We start from the raw sequence: 15,953 nt of genomic DNA on the forward strand, positions 1-15,953 counted from the left end.
GGGAAGGTGGTGTAAATCCGTGGACTGTCGTAATAGTGCGGCAGACTCAGGCGCCAAAGGTGGTCATGGCGTAGGCGGCCCGTTTCTCCGGGGTAAAGTGGGGGCGTTTCAGGGATTCGATATTCTGCAGGCGTGGCAGCAACCCCTTGCCGTTGGCCATCTGGATGGTCAGGCCCGGGCGGGCATTGAGTTCCAGCAGCAAGGGGCCTTCGGTCTCGTCCAGCACCAGGTCCACGCCAATGTAGCCAAGGCCGGTGGCCTCGTAACAGCGGGCGGCCATGATCAGCATGGTGTCCCAGTCGTCGATCTGGATCTCGCTCATGGGCAGGCCGGTGTCCGGGTGAAGCAGGGTTTTCCGGTTGAACTGGACGGCATTGAGCGCCTGCCCTGTGCCAATATCCAGTCCGACCCCGACAGCGCCCTGATGGAGGTTGGCCTTGCCATCGGACGCCGAGGTGGACAGCCGTACCATGGCCATCACCGGGTAACCCTGGAACACCACGATGCGGATATCCGGCACGCCCTGGTAGGAATACTTCGAGAGCAGCGCGGTCGGGCGGACCAGGTCTTCCACGATGGCGACATCCGGTTTGCCGCCCAGGCTGTAGAGCCCGGCCAGGATGTTGCTAAGGTGGCGCTTGAGGTACTCCAGGGACAGATGTGCGCCCGAGGCCTTGACGTACTGCTCGCCCTCCCGACGCTGGACAACGGTAATGCCCTTGCCGCCGGACCCCTTGGATGGCTTGATGGCAAAACCTTCCAGGTCGACCGCCATGTCACTGAAATGACCGATTTCGTGCTGCTGGCGCACCACCTGACGCAATCTTGGCGTCTTGATGTCGAACTCTTCCGCCAGCAGCTTGGTTTTCAGCTTGTCGTCCACCAGCGGATAGGCTCTGCGGTCGTTATATCGGGCGATATAGGAAACGTTGCGTTCGTTCATTCCCAGGATACCGGCCTTGCGGAGCCGGAAGGGCGATATCCAGGAACTCATGAGAACTCCTTCACTGGTCGGAACCGTTTCAGTTCACTGAGCTTGTAGCCGGTGTACTGACCCATCAGCAGCACCAGTCCGAAGGTCGCCAGGTGCAGTTCGGGGAAGTTGAACGTCAGGTGACGGGCCAGCGGGGCATCCATCAGCAGGTAGGCCAGGACCGCCACAAACAGGCTGCCGGACCCCTGTATCAGCACCTCCCGGGCGCCGTCTTCCTCCCACAGGATGGACATGCGTTCAATGGTCCACGCCAGGATCACCATGGGGAAGAAGGTGACCGTCATGCCGGTGTTGAAGCCCATCTGGTAGCCGATGATGCTGATGCCGGTGGTGATGGCGATGACCAGTATGATCAGGGCCGAGATCCGGGATACCAACAGCAGGTTGAGGCTGGACAGATACCCCCGCAGCAACAGACCCACGGTAACCACCGACAGGAACGCCACCAGGCCGGGAACCAGGGAGGTCTGCACAAAGGCGACGGCAATCAGCACCGGCATGAAGGTGCCGGAGGTGCGGACGCCGATAATAATGCGCATGAAGGCCACCACCAGGGCCCCCAACGGCAACAGCAGCAGCATGCGAAACATGCCCTGTTCCTCGATGGGCAGCTCGTACAGGCTGACCAGTCCCAGCCCGTTCTGCCCACCTTCACGGGTGGCCAGCTGAAGCGCTGGAACGGTCTGTTGCAACATGGAGAAGCTGACCTGGGAGTCCTCCCCGCCCATTACATCCAGCAGTGACAAGGCATCCTGACGCCACAGCAGGACATTGTCGGGCAGACCCTGCTGTCCGGTTTCCGGGTGGAAGGTCAGCCAGCGCTCGCCATTGTGTATCTGGAGGAAGGGGCGCAGGGGCTGCAGGCGCCGGGCATCCTCCAGTTGGAGGCCATCCGCCACCCGGGCGGGAATGCCGGCATGGTTGAGCATGCGATGCAACAGGGTGACATGGTTGTCGCTGTTGAGCAGCAGGGCAATGTTCTGGTCCGGGTCGCTGGACTGCATCAGCTTGATCAGTTCCCGGGTCATGCTTTCCGGGCTGGCGGATTTGGCGGCGGCCCGCTCCAGCACTTCGGCCACTGCGGTGGCTTCCGGCTCTTCCCAGAACACGGCTTCCGGGGCCGGTGCTTCGGAGGATGGCGGGACGTGGCTGGACTCATCCGGGGTCAACTGGACGTTGAAGTACAGGGTCTGGGGGCCCTCCGCTTCGCGGATGCTCCACTCGGCCCGCAGGTCGCCGGATTCTTCAATCAGGGAGAAGCCGTAGCCGGGGGAGGCCGCCTGTTGCGATAGCACGCGGAAACCGGGTGGACTGTCCGGCACGTTCAGGCTGACCAGCACTTCCTCGCCCACGGCCTTGAAATCGATGCGGGCTTCCACCATCCACACGGGCTGCTGTTCCCCGGCCAGCCAGGGAATCCCCAACTGAACGTGTCGGGCCGTCGCCAGGGCAATGCCTCCGGCGATGAGCACGAAAATGGCGATGTAGAAGGGATAGCGGGAGTGCAGTTTCAACTCGGGGCCCTCAGTCGCGGCGAATGGCGCTGGTCAGGATGGAGCGGGGCAGCTCGGTGCTGTACTCCTTGCCCACGTCAATCAGCATCACATCCCGCAGGATATTGCGTCCGATCAACAGGGAATAGGTGAGGTGTGCCCGGTCGCTTAGGGTAAATTCGGCCTTCTGCTCATGGTCGCCGATTCGGAACTGCAGCTCCACCACGGCCCGACGCTCATAGTCTTCCTCGTTGGCCTGGATGATCCGGACATTGCGCACCACCTTGCGTTCAAGGGTTTCCAGTTCGTCGTCCTTGCCGGGAACGGGGATATCGAACCGGACCCATTCCTGGCCATCACGCTCGAACCGGCGCACATTCCGTGCATCCATGGACGAGGTTTCGGCACCGCTGTCGATGCGCGCATCGTAGACGAAGTTGGGTCCGACCAGGAACGCCTTTTCCACCTCGCCGACCACCAGCTTGCCTTTTACCCGGTCACTGGTGCCGGTGTCACGGGATTCTTCGGCGGCGCAGATGCGCTGCTTGGGGACAGGGGGGCAGGTGGGGGGCTCGACCTGTTGCCGGATGGTGTCGATGATTTCGCGGGTAGTGTCATCTTGGAGCTCTTTCAGCTCCTGAAAGTGCCGGTCACCGGTGACCTTGAGGTGGGTCAGGTCAGCCTGTTGGCTGGCGACGGCATCCTGCAACCCCTGCATCTCATAACGCTTGACGGAAACGGAGTCGGTGGCGCAGCCGGAAAGCAGCACCACCGTGGCAAGAAGGGCCGCAGCAAGCGGTTTGGATGTCGACAACATGGGATCCCTCTGACTGTCCAGGTCGCGCGGATTATACATGAACGGTCCCTCGCTCGGGTTTACGGTAACTTCACGTTGACGACGCCAAGGGCCCCGTACAAGTCCGGTCCCGGGAGCCTGCCGGCTTCCGATGATGGCGTTCAGCCACAGCGCTCCGGAATTCGCGTATAGTACTGATAAATCGAGCCTACTGAAAACCGGTCGTGCCCTGCCTGGCTGGTTTGAGAAACGGCCTGGCGGAACACCCATCAAACGACTGCGGGAGACTGACGCATTGAATCCGTTGTGGCAGCAGATTATCGATCAACCCGTTGTGCTGGCAATCGGTGTTGTACTTATTGTGCTGATCATTGTATCGCTAGGTTGGGGGCGGGTACTTGCCAGCCGGTTGACCGCCGGGCAGGCCCGGAGCCAGGAGCTGGAGCGGGAGCTGGCTGCCCACCGGCATGAAAACGAACTGCGGCAGCAGCGCCTGGAGCAGGTTACCGACCACGCCGACTCCCTGGAGGCCCGCGTCAGGGAGCTGGACGAACGCAACGAACACTGGCGCACCCAGGCGTCCACTCTGGAACAGCGTGTAGCCACCCTGGAAGCGGAAAAGCAGGCTGAACACTCCAGGGCCGAAGGGATCGCACAGGAGAGGGACCAGCTCCAAAGCCGCCGGGAAGAACTGGCGCGGGAGCTGGAGTCTGTCCGGGTGACGCTGAGGGAGCGGGATGTGACCCTGGAGGAGGAACGCAGGTCCACCACCGAGAAGCTGGAACTGCTGGAGCGCAACCGGGAAGCCCTCAAGCAGGAATTTGAAAATCTCGCCAATCGTATCTTTGAACAGAAGAGCGAGCGCTTCAGTCAGCAGACCCGCACCAGCCTGGACAACCTGCTCAATCCGTTCCGGGACCAGATACAGGACTTCCGCAAGCGGGTGGAGGACGTCTATACCAGCGAGACCAAGGACCGCCAGGCCCTGCGCAGTGAGATCAAGTCGCTGCAGGACCTGAACCGCCAGATCACCGAAGAGGCGGCCAACCTGACCCGGGCCCTGAAGGGGGACAAGAAGATCCAGGGCAACTGGGGTGAACTGATCCTGGAGCGGGTGCTGGAAAAATCCGGCCTGCGCAAGGGCGTGGAGTACGACACCCAGGGCAGCTACCGGGACGCCGACGGACAACTCCTGAGGCCGGACGTGGTGGTACACCTGCCGGACCGCCGTAACCTGATCGTCGATTCCAAGGTGTCGCTGGTGGCCTACCAGCAATGGGTGACGGAGGAAGATGAGGGGGAAAAGGAGAACCACCTGAGGGCCCATGTAGACGCCGTGCGACAGCATATCCGGGGTCTCAGCGAGAAGGACTACAGCCAGTTGCATGGGCTGCATTCACCGGATTTCGTCCTGCTGTTCATGCCCATCGAACCGGCATTCGTGGCGGCATTCCAGTATGACGAGAACCTGTTCGCGGAAGCGTTCGAGAAAAAGATTATCGTAGTGACGCCAACGACACTTTTGGCGACACTGCGGACTATCGAGAACATCTGGCGGTACGAACGCCAGAGCCAGAATGCCCGCAAGATTGCCGATCGTGCCAGCGCCGTGTACGACAAGCTGCGGGTGTTCGTGGAGGCCATGGAAAAGATGGGCGGGCAACTGCAGACGGTGCAGACCACCTATGACGGCGCCATGAATACCCTGACCCGTGGCCGGGGCAACCTGATCTCCCAGGCCAGCAAGTTCGTGGAGCTGGGGGTGAGAGTGAAGAAGGAGCTGCCGCGGACCATCACCGACCAGGCGGAGGCCGGCGGAGAGAATGATGTTGACGACGGGCTCCCGCTGGACGCCGACGGAAGCACCGAACAGGCAGGCACAGACGAGGAAAGCGATGATGTACTCAAGGAATAAGTTGCCTTCAGGTACCAGGCAGGCCAGCCCACTGGCGGGACTGGTCCTGGCGGCGGGCCTGATGATATCCGGTACTGCGCTGGCGTTGCCGGCGGAACACGAAATTCAGCGCTTGATGCTGGCCGTGGAAGAATCCGTCGAGACCGGGCAATGGGGCCAGGCGGCGGAATACCTGAACCGCCTGCAACGGCTGGAAGGAGAGAAACCGCCGGAGTACCTGTACTACCGGGGGCAGGTGATGGCCCAGTCCGGACACTACAATGAGGCCATGTCGGCCCTGGAGAACTATGTCGCCGGTACCGGTGCCGATGGCAAGTACTACACCGAATCGCTCAAGTTGATTACCGATATCGAACAGAACCGGTCCGGACAGGCCGGTTCGGCGAGTGCCGGCGATGCCGGGCAGGAACAGGTGGCCGAGATCACGCCTGCGGGGCAGTCCCTGGGAAGTGGGCAGTCAGCCGCCTCCGGGGATGTCAGCCGGTCCGCGCTGGTGGGTCGTATGAACCGGATCTTCGATCGGGCCGGCTGGCGCCGGGATCCGCGTCTGATCCGGGAAGGAAGCAAACCGGACGTTCATTATCACGCATCGGTGCACGATGGCGAGATCCAGTTCCGTGAAAGCCGCAATGGCGAGGATGGCGTCCGCAAGCTCACAACGCTGATCCTGCCGGTTTATGGCATCAGTCCATTGGTGGAATGGAGTTGCGAGAATGCCACCGAGTCCTGCTGGATCTATGATCCCAGGGACGGTTCCCGCCTGCTGAGGCTGGGAAGCGACCGGGACCAGGTTGAAGCCCTGGCAAACACCCTGAGCAGCCTGATTCGCCAGATGCAGAAGCCATCCGGTAATTCCTGAAACCGAATCACAGGCCAGTGCGGTCAAGGCAAAAAAGACGCCGGTACCCGTGACGTATTATACGTTATGGGTACCGGCGCCTTTTTGTCCGGTTACCTCAGGAGAACGAGGAAAAGTCCGGCTTGCGCTTCTCCATGAACGCCTTGAAGGCCTCGCCGGCTTCCGGTGACTTCAGGCGCTCACCAAACATCTCACCTTCGGCCAGCATCGCGTCACGGAGCCCGGACGCGCAGCTACGGTTGAGCAGGCGGCGGGTGGCACGGACGGCCGCTGGCGGCTGGGCTGCCAGTTGACGGCAGGCCTGCAGGGCCTGTGCCTCGGTGTCCGCCGGTTCGCATACCCGGTTGATCAGCCCCATGTCACTGGCCTTGGGCGCATCGAAGACGCCACCCAGCATTAACAGTTCCGCCGCACGTACCCGGCCGAGCCAGGTGGGCAACAGCAGGCTGGAGCCGCCTTCCGGACAGAGCCCGAGGTTGGCGAAAGGCATCTGGAACGCGGTGTTATTGCCGGCGAACACCAGGTCGCAGTGCAGCAGCATGGTGGTGCCGATGCCCACCGCGGGGCCATTGACGGCCGCCACCACCGGTTTCTCGGCCGAGGCCAGCCCGAACAGGAAACGCCCAACCGGGGAAGATTCGAACTCGCCCACGGGGCCGGCAGCGAAGTCAGACAGGTCGTTGCCCGCCGTAAAGCATTCCTCATTACCAGTGATCAGCGTGCAGCGGATATTGCTGTCGTTCTCGGCGTTCTGGATGGCGTCCGCCAGGGCGGCGTACATGGCCTGGCTGAGGGCGTTCTTGCGGTCAGGGCGGTTGAGTCGGAGGACCTGGATCTTGTCCTGGATATCTACGGAAATGTGTTCGCTCACGAGGGCTCCTTTACGTTGTTCTGATGGGCACCGGGACTACGACTTTCGTCGTGATCCGGGATTAAACCCCATAACGGCGACGGGATGCAAAGGTTGGCGCTGTCCGCTGCCAGTCTGTATAAAATCCGACCCTGCTGGTAAACTGGGCGCCGTTTTTTGCGGGGCGGTCGCCTCCCGGCGGCATCCACCAGCCCTCCAACCGAATAACCCGAAAACTGATGAGACGCCTATGACCACCGTAATCCGCCAGGACGACCTGATCGAGAGCGTAGCGGACGCGCTGCAGTTCATCTCCTACTACCATCCCAAGGACTTTATCCAGGCCGTGCACGAGGCCTACCAGAGGGAAGAGTCCCAGGCGGCCAAGGATGCCATGGCGCAGATCCTGATCAACTCCCGCATGTGCGCCCAGGGTCACCGTCCCATCTGCCAGGACACCGGTATCGTCACCGTGTTCGTCAATATCGGCATGAACGTGAAGCTGGAGTGCGACCAGCCCCTGGACGATGTTATCAACGAGGGCGTGCGCCGTGCCTACACCCATCCGGACAACGTGCTGCGGGCATCGGTACTGGCTGACCCGGATGGCGCGCGCAGCAACACCAAGGACAACACCCCCGCCGTCATTCACTATAAGATGGTGCCCGGCGACACCGTTGAAGTGCACGTGGCGGCCAAGGGCGGTGGTTCCGAAGCCAAGTCCAAGTTCGCCATGCTGAACCCGTCCGACTCGGTGGTGGACTGGGTGCTGAAGATGGTGCCCCAGATGGGCGCCGGCTGGTGCCCGCCGGGCATGCTGGGTATCGGCATTGGCGGTACCGCCGAGAAGGCCATGGAGCTGGCCAAGGAATCCCTGCTCGATCCCATCGATATCCACGACCTGAAGGAACGTGGCGCCTCCAACCGGGCGGAGGAACTGCGCCTGGAGCTTTTCGACAAGGTCAATGACCTGGGCATTGGCGCCCAGGGCCTGGGCGGCCTGACCACGGTGCTGGATGTGAAAGTGAAGGATTATCCGACTCACGCCGCCAACAAGCCCGTGGCCATCATTCCCAACTGCGCCGCCACCCGTCACGCGCACTTCGTGCTGGATGGCTCCGGTCCCTCCCTGCAGACCCCGCCGAGCCTTGAAGACTGGCCGGAAATCACCTGGGAAGTGGGCGATAACGTGCGCCGGGTGAACCTGGATACGGTCACTCCGGAAGATGTGAAGGACTGGCAGCCCGGCGAAACCGTGCTGCTGTCCGGCAAGATGCTTACCGGTCGTGATGCCGCCCACAAGAAAATGGTGGACATGATCGGCAAGGGTGAGGAACTGCCGGTGGACCTGAAGGGTCGTTTCATCTACTACGTGGGTCCGGTGGACCCGGTACGTGAGGAAGTGGTTGGTCCTGCTGGTCCCACCACCGCCACGCGCATGGACAAGTTCACCCACACCATGCTGGAGAAGACCGGCCTCACCGGCATGATCGGCAAGGCGGAGCGTGGTCAGGTGGCCATCGACGCCATTCGCGAGTTTGGTGCGGTCTACCTGATGGCGGTTGGTGGTTCCGCCTACCTGGTCTCCAAGGCCATCAAGAACGCCGAGGTGGTGGCCTTCCCGGAACTGGGCATGGAAGCCATCTACGAGTTCGAAGTGGAGGACATGCCCGTGACCGTGGCCGTGGACTCCCGGGGCAGCTCGGTCCACCAGACCGGCCCGGCGGAATGGCAAGAGAAAATCATCGCCGCGAAGGCGGTGTAGGGCATATACCCTCCCTTCCCGCCAGGGTGAGAGGGTGATTAGACTGATGTGTTCCGGTCTCCCTCTCACCTTCCGGGTGAGAGGGAGACCGGATTACTAGTGGACCTTGGCCTTCCTGTGCAGCGATAGCCCCGCAAACGGATTGTTGAAGCTGCTGTCTTCGCCCTGGAGCACAGCCTCCGGGTGACGAACACTCATCAGGCGTTTCATCTCCTCTTCATCCTGGTGCGGCACGTCCACCATCACCAGGTACTTTCCCGCCTCGATATCGTCATGGAAACGACGGATGCGGTAATTCTCGCTCTGGATGCCGCCAAAGCCGGCCAGCCAGCCGCCGGCGACCACCGCGAAGGCGAAGAGGGCGATCCAGGCGCCCATGGGAAAGTTCAGCCCCACGATCAGGGACAGGACTCCGACCACCAGGACGCCGGCCACAGCGCCGATCAGGACGCCCCGCTCCACGAACCGAGGCAGGTCGGTACGGTCCAGCACACTGGCGGTGTGCAGGTGGTGCCGGTAAAGCCCCGCCTCATCCTTGCTGATAATGTGGAAGCGCCAGTCGGTGATGCCGTTGGCATGCACGTCGTCGGAGATCTCATCGACACTGTCGATGGAATCCACCAGATAGAACAATCGTTTCATGGCCTGTCCTCCTCGGTTGGGACAACTTCCAAATGATTGCATTTCCTATTCTAGTGGGTTTGTCTGGTTATTAAATGAACGGCTGAGAAGGGTTGGTGATAACCACATAGCCCTTAGATGTAATCGCGATCAGGACGAGCAACTGATATCCATGTGCTTGCCCCAATCCGGTGGCAGGGTGGCGTAGTGTTCGAACTCTGGCTGTTCGTCGTAGGGATGCCTGAGTACCTCCAGCAACTCTGCCAGGGGAGCATCGTCGCCAGCCTGAGCGGCGTCAATGACGTTCTGGGCCAGATAGTTCCGCAGGATGTACTTCGGGTTGACCTGGCACATGGCTGCTTCCCGCTCTTCCGGTGATTGCGGTTCTGATGCCACCCGGGTGCGGTAGCGCCCCAGCCAGTCATCGGCAACCGTCCGGTCCACGAACAGGTCCCTGACCGGGTCGGGCCCCCGTGATGGCAGAGTCGACAGGCCGCGGAAGAAGCGGGTGTAGTCGATGCCGTGTTCATGGAGCATGCTGTAGGTATCCATGATCAGGTTTATGTCATTCTCGTCAGGCTTGGCCAGCCCCTGCTTCCGGCGCATCAGATTGATGAAGGTCTCGTTATAGGTGGTCTCGTACTCCCGCATCCCCCGACGCAGGTCGTCCTCGTCCAGCAACGGTGTCAGCGCATGGGCCAGGAACTGGCAGTTGATGAAGCCGATTTCCGGTTGCCGGTTGTAGGCATAGCGACCACCCTGGTCGGTGTGGTTGCAGATATAGCGGGCGTCGAAATCGTCCAGGAAGGCGTAGGGGCCGTAGTCGAAGGTATCACCAATGATGGACATGTTGTCGGAGTTCATCACCCCGTGACAGAACCCCACACCCTGCCACTGGGCAATGGTGCGGGCGGTACGCCGGACCACCTCGGCGAAGAAGGCCGGATAGCGTTCGGTTTCCGGTAAAGCCGCCAGGCCGGGGATATGGTGACGAATGGTATGGTCCGCCAGGGTCCTGACCGCCTCCGGGCCCAGGTGATGGGCGGCGTACTCAAAGTGTCCGAAGCGGATATGGGTGTCCGCCACCCTCACCAGGGCGGCGGCGGTTTCCATGGTTTCCCGGCGTACCGGTTCGGTGGCGGAAACCAGGAACAGGCCCCGGGTGGAGGGGATGCCCAGGTGGTGCATGGCTTCACCACACAGGTACTCCCGGATGGTGGAGCGCAGCACGGCCCGGCCGTCGCCGAAGCGGGAGTAGGGCGTCTGGCCGGCCCCCTTCAGGTGCCAGTCCCGGATACGGCCGTCCGGGCCTTCGGTTTCCCACAGCAGCAGCCCACGGCCATCCCCCAGGTCTGGATTGTACATACCGAACTGGTGGCCGGTGTACTTCATGGCGACCGGGTTCATGCCTTCCATCAGGGCACGGCCGGCCCCGATATCGACCCAGTCCTCTGGTGCGTCCACGGACACACCCATCTCCCGGGCCAGTTCCTCGTTGAAATGCACCAGTCGCACATCGCCCCGCAACGGCGTTGGCCGGACGTGACTGAAGAAGGTGTCCGGTAACTCCAGATAGCGTGGTCGGGTCTTTATGCCGTCAAAGGAAGTCATAAGGGATTGGCCGACGGTACCTTCTGGCCGGGGGCCGTTCTGCTCCTATACTGGTATCAGGTAGATGTACCGGGGCAGGGCACGGCGGTGGTATGGAACCTGCACGGGCCCTGTGGAACCAAGGAGCTGGAGTGAACGCCATGCCGAACACCGACACCGATGACGCCCTCGAAGTCCTGATGAACCAGCACCAGTTGCCACCGGCCTACCGGCGCACGGTGAACGATGTACTCGAGCCCCTGGCTCTGTCACTTTATCAGGCCAGCAGGCATGCGGACACACCCCTGGTGGTGGGAGTCCATGGGGCGCAGGGTACCGGCAAGTCCACCCTGACGGATTTCCTGCGGGTTCTGCTGGCTTACCGCTACAAGTGTCCCACGGCCAGCCTGTCACTGGATGACATCTACTGCACCCGTGAGCAGAGGGCAAAGCTGGCGGATGAGGTGGATCCGCTGCTGATGACCCGGGGTGTGCCCGGCACCCACGACCTGACGCTGGGCAACAGTGTGCTGGATAGGTTGCTGGCGGCGAATGCCGGGTCGCGGACCGCCATGCCGACGTTCAACAAGGCCCTGGATGACCGCGAACCGGAAGAGAACTGGCCGCTGTTCATTGGCCGCCCCGAGATTATCCTGGTGGAGGGCTGGTGTCTGGGCGCCCTTCCAGAGCCCGAAGCAGCGCTGGCCAGGCCCATGAATGCACTGGAGGCGAACGAGGATAGCGGCGGCGGTTGGCGCACCTACGTCAACGATCAGTTGCGGGGACCGTACCAGGCCTTCTTTGACCGTCTGGACCTGCTGGTGATGCTCAAGGCCCCTTCCATGGAGGCGGTGACACGCTGGCGCACGGAACAGGAGCGCAAGCTGGCCGAGCGATACCTGAGTGCACCACGAGTGGGCGAGGATGGCGGTCGGCCTGCACCGGAAGTACGCATCATGGGCGACCAGGAACTGGAACGCTTCATTATGCACTACGAGCGGATCACCCGGCACTGCCTGGACGAGATGCCCGACAGGGCGGATGTCCTGCTGGAGCTGGACGAAGACCACAATCTGACACGGGCATAAGAGGCATGGACCAGCCCCGACCGATCTTTTTCAGCGACCTGGATGGCACCCTGCTGGACCATGACACCTACGACTGGCAGCCCGCCCGCCCAGCCCTCCGGCGCCTGGCGGACCTGGACCTGCCACTCGTGCTCAACTCCAGCAAGACCCGACCGGAAATTGAGGCCCTGCGCAGGGAACTGGGCAATACGCACCCGTTTATTGTCGAAAATGGCGCCGGTATGGTGATTCCGGCGGGCTACTTCGGTAACGGGCCGGAAGAGGTGATCACCACCGGTGCGCCGCGGGCGAGCATCCTGGAGGAACTGGCTTCTCAAAGGGCCCGGGGGTACCGCTTTACGGGTTTTGCGGACCTGCCGCCATCGGAACTGGCCCGGTTGACCGGCCTGGGCGGCGAGGCAGCCGTCATGGCCGGGGAGAGGATAGGGACCGAACCCATCCTGTGGCAGGACACCTCCGAAAGGCTTCGGGCCTTCCGTGAGCGTCTGGCCGAACGGGGCCTGCAACTCCTCCAGGGAGGGCGTTTCCTGCATGTCATGGGACGGTTCGACAAGGCGGATGGCCTGCGGCAACTGATGAACCGGTACCGGGCCCGGTCGCCGGAGAGATCCTGTCAGTCCGTGGCCCTGGGAGACAGCCTGAACGACCAGGACATGCTCGCTGGCGCGGACCTTGCAGTCATCATTGCAGGCGTCAACGCCGGTCGTATCGAACTGCCCGAGGGGCATCCGGTCATCCGTTCCACGGAGCCCGGCCCCTCGGGCTGGAACCGGAGTGTATTGGAGGTGCTCTCCCGATTCGGCTACCGCTAGCCTACTACACGACGCTGGGGCCTCTGGCCGGTATTGCCAGCCCTTGATGTGGGCCCACCACACCGGCGGACTGGCGCCTTGGCCAGAGACCCCAGCGTCGCGCAGTAAGTTGGTAAATTAACTGAATGGCGCACCAGGTACCCGAAACCACAAGGAGAGTCCCAATGGGGGATTTTTACCAGAACGGTATTGTCACCACCCTTCATAACCTGACCCGACGCCCGGTGGAGGACCTGGAGCAGGAGCTGGTCAGGTTCAGCAAGACCCGCCCCATGGCGCTGGTATTACCGTCCCTCTATTCGGAATTGCAGGGACCGGCCCTGGCCAATATCGTGCAGGAACTCAAGGCCGTGCCCTACCTGGAGGAAATTGTGATCGGGCTGGACCGGGCCAGTGAGGGCGAGTACCGGCACGCCATGGAGTATTTCTCGGAGTTGCCCCAGAAGGTCAAGGTACTGTGGAACGACGGTCCCCGCCTGCGGGCCATTGACCTCAAACTGCGGGAGCAGGGGCTGGCTCCCTCCGAGATGGGCAAGGGCCGTAATGTCTGGTACTGCTTCGGCTACGTACTGGCCGCCGGCCGTAGCCGCTCCATCGCCCTCCATGACTGCGACATCCTCACCTATTCCCGTGACCTGCTGGCACGGCTGATTTACCCGGTGGCCAATCCGGCATTTAACTACATGTTCTGCAAGGGATACTACGCCCGTGTGGCGGAAGGGAGCATGAATGGCCGGGTCAGTCGCCTGCTGGTCACTCCGTTGCTGCGCGCCCTGAAGAAAGTGTGTGGCCAGCGGGAATTCCTGGACTATATGGACAGCTTTCGTTATCCCCTGGCGGGGGAGTTTTCCCTGCGCCGGGACGTGATCAGCGACCTGCGCATTCCCAGCGACTGGGGGCTGGAGATCGGCGTACTGTCCGAGATGAGGCGCAACTACGCCACCAATCGCCTGTGCCAGGTGGATATCGCCGACAACTACGATCACAAGCACCAGGAGTTGTCGCCGGAAGACGCCAGCACGGGGTTGTCCAAGATGAGCATGGATATCTGCAAGGCCCTGTTCCGCAAGCTGGCCACCAATGGCGAGGTGCTGTCCACCGAGGAATTCCGCACCATCAAGGCCACCTACTACCGTATCGCCCTGGACTTTATCGAGACCTATCAGAACGATGCCCTGATCAACGGCCTTACCATCGACCGTCACAGCGAGGAGCAGGCGGTGGAGATGTTCGCCCGTAACGTGATGGAGGCGGGCAACTATTTCCTGGACAACCCCATGGATGCGCCATTCATTCCCAGTTGGAGTCGTGTGGTCAGCGCGTTGCCGGACCTGATGTCGGAAATGGCGGAGGCGGTGGAACTGGATAACCAGGAATACGCGCCATGACCGATGTACTGATACAGAAACTGACCGGCATGCTGGACCAGGTCTATCCCGCCCTGGACACCGGCTGGCTCGCCCGGGAACTGCTGGATGCGATGGCCCTGGAGGAGGATCGCCCCGGGCCGCCCGCTCACCAGAACAACTGGGATGAGTCTGACATCCTGCTGATTACCTACGGGGATTCGGTCCAGGCCGACGGCGAGAAGCCGTTGCACACGCTGAAGCGGTTCCTGGACGATTGCCTCAAGGGCACTGTCAATGCGGTGCACGTGCTGCCTTTCTTTCCGTACAGCTCAGATGATGGCTTCTCGGTGATGGATTACCGCCAGGTGAACGAGTCCCTGGGGGGCTGGGACGATATCCGGGCCATCGGCTCCGGCTACAAGCTGATGGCCGACCTGGTGATCAACCACATGTCCGCCCGCAGCCGCTGGTTCGAGAACTTCCGGCGGCGGCAGCATCCGGGCAGCGACTACTTCGTCGAGGCGGACCCGGGGCAGGACCTCAGCGACGTGGTTCGTCCCCGTACCTCGCCCCTGCTGGTCCCGTTCCAGACGGAGGATGGAGAACGCCATGTCTGGTGCACCTTCAGTGAAGACCAGGTGGACCTGAACTTTGCCAATCCCCAGGTGCTGATCGAGTTCGTGGGAATTATCCGCTTCTACCTGGAGCAGGGTGTGCGCATCTTTCGCCTGGATGCGGTGGCCTATCTGTGGAAGGAACCGGGGACCTCCTGTATCCACCTGCAGCAGACCCATGAGCTGATCAAGATTATCCGCCTGCTGGTGGAACACCATACTCCGGATGCCATCCTGATCACCGAGACCAACGTACCCAACCGGGAGAACCTGACCTATTTCGGCAACGCCAACGAGGCCCATGTCATCTATAACTTCTCGTTGCCGCCGCTGCTGATCAACACCCTGGTCAGCGGTAACAGCCGTCACCTGAAAACCTGGCTGATGAGCATGCCGCCGGCCCAGATGGGCACCACCTACCTGAACTTCATCGCGTCCCATGACGGGGTAGGGATGCGACCCACGGACGGCTTGTTGACGGACGAGGAAAAGCAGGCGTTGATCCGCTGCATGGAGACGTTTGGTGGCAAGGTATCCTACCGACGCCTGGGCAATGGCGACAGCCAGCCCTATGAGATCAATATCTCCCTGTGGGACGCCCTCAAGGGCACCGAGGAGCACGGCCCGGACCAGTGGCAACTGCAACGTTTCCTGTGTGCCCATACCATCATGCTGGCCCTGGAGGGTATTCCCGCCTTTTACATCCACAGCCTGCTGGGTACCGGCAACGACCATGCCCGCATGGAACATACCGGGCGCCTGCGCTCCATCAACCGGGGGCAGTGGCAGCTGGATGCCCTGGAGAATGAGCTGGATAACCCGCTGAGTCATCATGGCAAGGTGTTCACCGAACTGAGTCGGCTGATCCACATACGGCGGAGTCAGCCGGCATTTCACCCCAACGCCACCCAGTTCACCCTGCACCTGGGGCTGAAGATCTTCGGTTTCTGGCGGCAGAGTATGCGGCGGGACCAGTCCATCTTCTGCATCCACAATATCACCGACGAGGTGCAGCAGGTGTCCCTGGCGGATATCAACCTGATCGGAACCGACCAGTGGCATGACCTGATCGATGGCGAGCGTATTGACGACCTGTCCGGATGCCTGACCCTGAAGCCCTACCAGGCTGTTTGGCTGTCTAACCAGTAGGCGTTGGCCAATGGATGACTCCGGGGTGATGCGTCGTTCGGGGCGGGACATTTAATGC

13 protein-coding genes are annotated in these 15,953 nt (G+C 61.8%); 7 read left to right on the top strand and 6 right to left on the bottom strand.

Annotated features, from left to right (window positions below; translation table 11 throughout):
- Window positions 1-46: 46 nt before the first annotated feature.
- The 3 genes from ACJO2E_RS04195 to ACJO2E_RS04205 are packed head-to-tail and all read right to left on the bottom strand — an operon-like array spanning window position 47 to window position 3,304.
- Entirely contained in the window at window positions 47-994 is a 948-nt protein-coding gene (locus ACJO2E_RS04195; protein WP_406962119.1) for an alpha-L-glutamate ligase-like protein, read from the bottom strand.
- Entirely contained in the window at window positions 991-2,508 is a 1,518-nt protein-coding gene (locus ACJO2E_RS04200; RefSeq protein ID WP_406962122.1) for an inactive transglutaminase family protein, read from the bottom strand. Before ACJO2E_RS04200 ends, ACJO2E_RS04195 begins: the two co-directional genes overlap by 4 nt.
- A 10-nt stretch (window positions 2,509-2,518) precedes the next feature.
- Window positions 2,519-3,304, bottom strand: a complete 786-nt coding sequence (locus ACJO2E_RS04205; protein WP_406962123.1) for an ATP-dependent zinc protease family protein — start codon at window positions 3,302-3,304, stop codon at window positions 2,519-2,521.
- A gap of 274 nt (window positions 3,305-3,578) precedes the next feature.
- Between ACJO2E_RS04205 and ACJO2E_RS04210 the strand changes: the two genes are divergently transcribed.
- Together ACJO2E_RS04210 and ACJO2E_RS04215 are read left to right on the top strand one after the other, a co-directional pair.
- Window positions 3,579-5,198, top strand: coding sequence for a DNA recombination protein RmuC (locus ACJO2E_RS04210; RefSeq protein ID WP_406962125.1), 1,620 nt, complete (start codon window positions 3,579-3,581; stop codon window positions 5,196-5,198).
- Between the two features lies 1 nt (window position 5,199).
- On the top strand, window positions 5,200-6,057 hold the full coding sequence (locus ACJO2E_RS04215) for a tetratricopeptide repeat protein (protein ID WP_406962126.1): 858 nt from the start codon (window positions 5,200-5,202) through the stop codon (window positions 6,055-6,057).
- A 97-nt stretch (window positions 6,058-6,154) separates the two neighbouring features.
- Here the strand turns inward: ACJO2E_RS04215 and ACJO2E_RS04220 are convergent, their stop codons facing one another.
- Window positions 6,155-6,928 carry an enoyl-CoA hydratase gene (locus ACJO2E_RS04220; RefSeq protein ID WP_406962127.1) on the bottom strand — a complete coding sequence of 258 codons (774 nt, stop codon included), beginning with the start codon at window positions 6,926-6,928 and terminating at the stop codon, window positions 6,155-6,157.
- Between the two features lie 229 nt (window positions 6,929-7,157).
- Here ACJO2E_RS04220 and ACJO2E_RS04225 point away from each other — a divergent pair, with 229 nt between their 5' ends.
- On the top strand, window positions 7,158-8,672 hold the full coding sequence (locus ACJO2E_RS04225) for a fumarate hydratase (protein ID WP_406962128.1): 1,515 nt from the start codon (window positions 7,158-7,160) through the stop codon (window positions 8,670-8,672).
- A 96-nt stretch (window positions 8,673-8,768) separates the two neighbouring features.
- On the opposite strand, the gene ACJO2E_RS04230 is transcribed toward ACJO2E_RS04225, so the two are convergent.
- Together ACJO2E_RS04230 and ACJO2E_RS04235 are read right to left on the bottom strand one after the other, a co-directional pair.
- Window positions 8,769-9,314 (bottom strand): hypothetical protein, encoded by a 546-nt coding sequence (locus tag ACJO2E_RS04230; RefSeq protein ID WP_406962130.1) that lies wholly within the window; start codon window positions 9,312-9,314, stop codon window positions 8,769-8,771.
- Between the two features lie 129 nt (window positions 9,315-9,443).
- Window positions 9,444-10,904, bottom strand: a complete 1,461-nt coding sequence (locus ACJO2E_RS04235; protein WP_406962132.1) for a protein adenylyltransferase SelO — start codon at window positions 10,902-10,904, stop codon at window positions 9,444-9,446.
- 140 nt (window positions 10,905-11,044) lie between these two features.
- On the opposite strand from ACJO2E_RS04235, the gene ACJO2E_RS04240 reads away from it, so the two are divergent.
- The 4 genes from ACJO2E_RS04240 (at window position 11,045) to ACJO2E_RS04255 (ending at window position 15,895) form a co-directional block, all read left to right on the top strand.
- Window positions 11,045-11,971: a hypothetical protein gene (locus ACJO2E_RS04240; RefSeq protein ID WP_406962134.1), complete on the top strand. Its 927-nt coding sequence runs from the start codon at window positions 11,045-11,047 to the stop codon at window positions 11,969-11,971.
- A gap of 5 nt (window positions 11,972-11,976) precedes the next feature.
- On the top strand, window positions 11,977-12,783 hold the full coding sequence (locus ACJO2E_RS04245; protein WP_406962135.1) for an HAD-IIB family hydrolase: 807 nt from the start codon (window positions 11,977-11,979) through the stop codon (window positions 12,781-12,783).
- Window positions 12,784-12,947: 164 nt separating this feature from the next.
- Window positions 12,948-14,171, top strand: a complete 1,224-nt coding sequence (locus tag ACJO2E_RS04250; RefSeq protein ID WP_406962137.1) for a glycosyltransferase family protein — start codon at window positions 12,948-12,950, stop codon at window positions 14,169-14,171.
- The gene (locus ACJO2E_RS04255) at window positions 14,168-15,895 is read left to right on the top strand and encodes an alpha-amylase family glycosyl hydrolase (protein ID WP_406962139.1); all 1,728 of its coding nucleotides are present in this window, start codon (window positions 14,168-14,170) and stop codon (window positions 15,893-15,895) included. Before ACJO2E_RS04250 ends, ACJO2E_RS04255 begins: the two co-directional genes overlap by 4 nt.
- Window positions 15,896-15,953 lie beyond the last annotated feature (58 nt).

The organism is Marinobacter shunpengi, from assembly GCF_045449695.1.
Lineage (GTDB): Bacteria > Pseudomonadota > Gammaproteobacteria > Pseudomonadales > Oleiphilaceae > Marinobacter.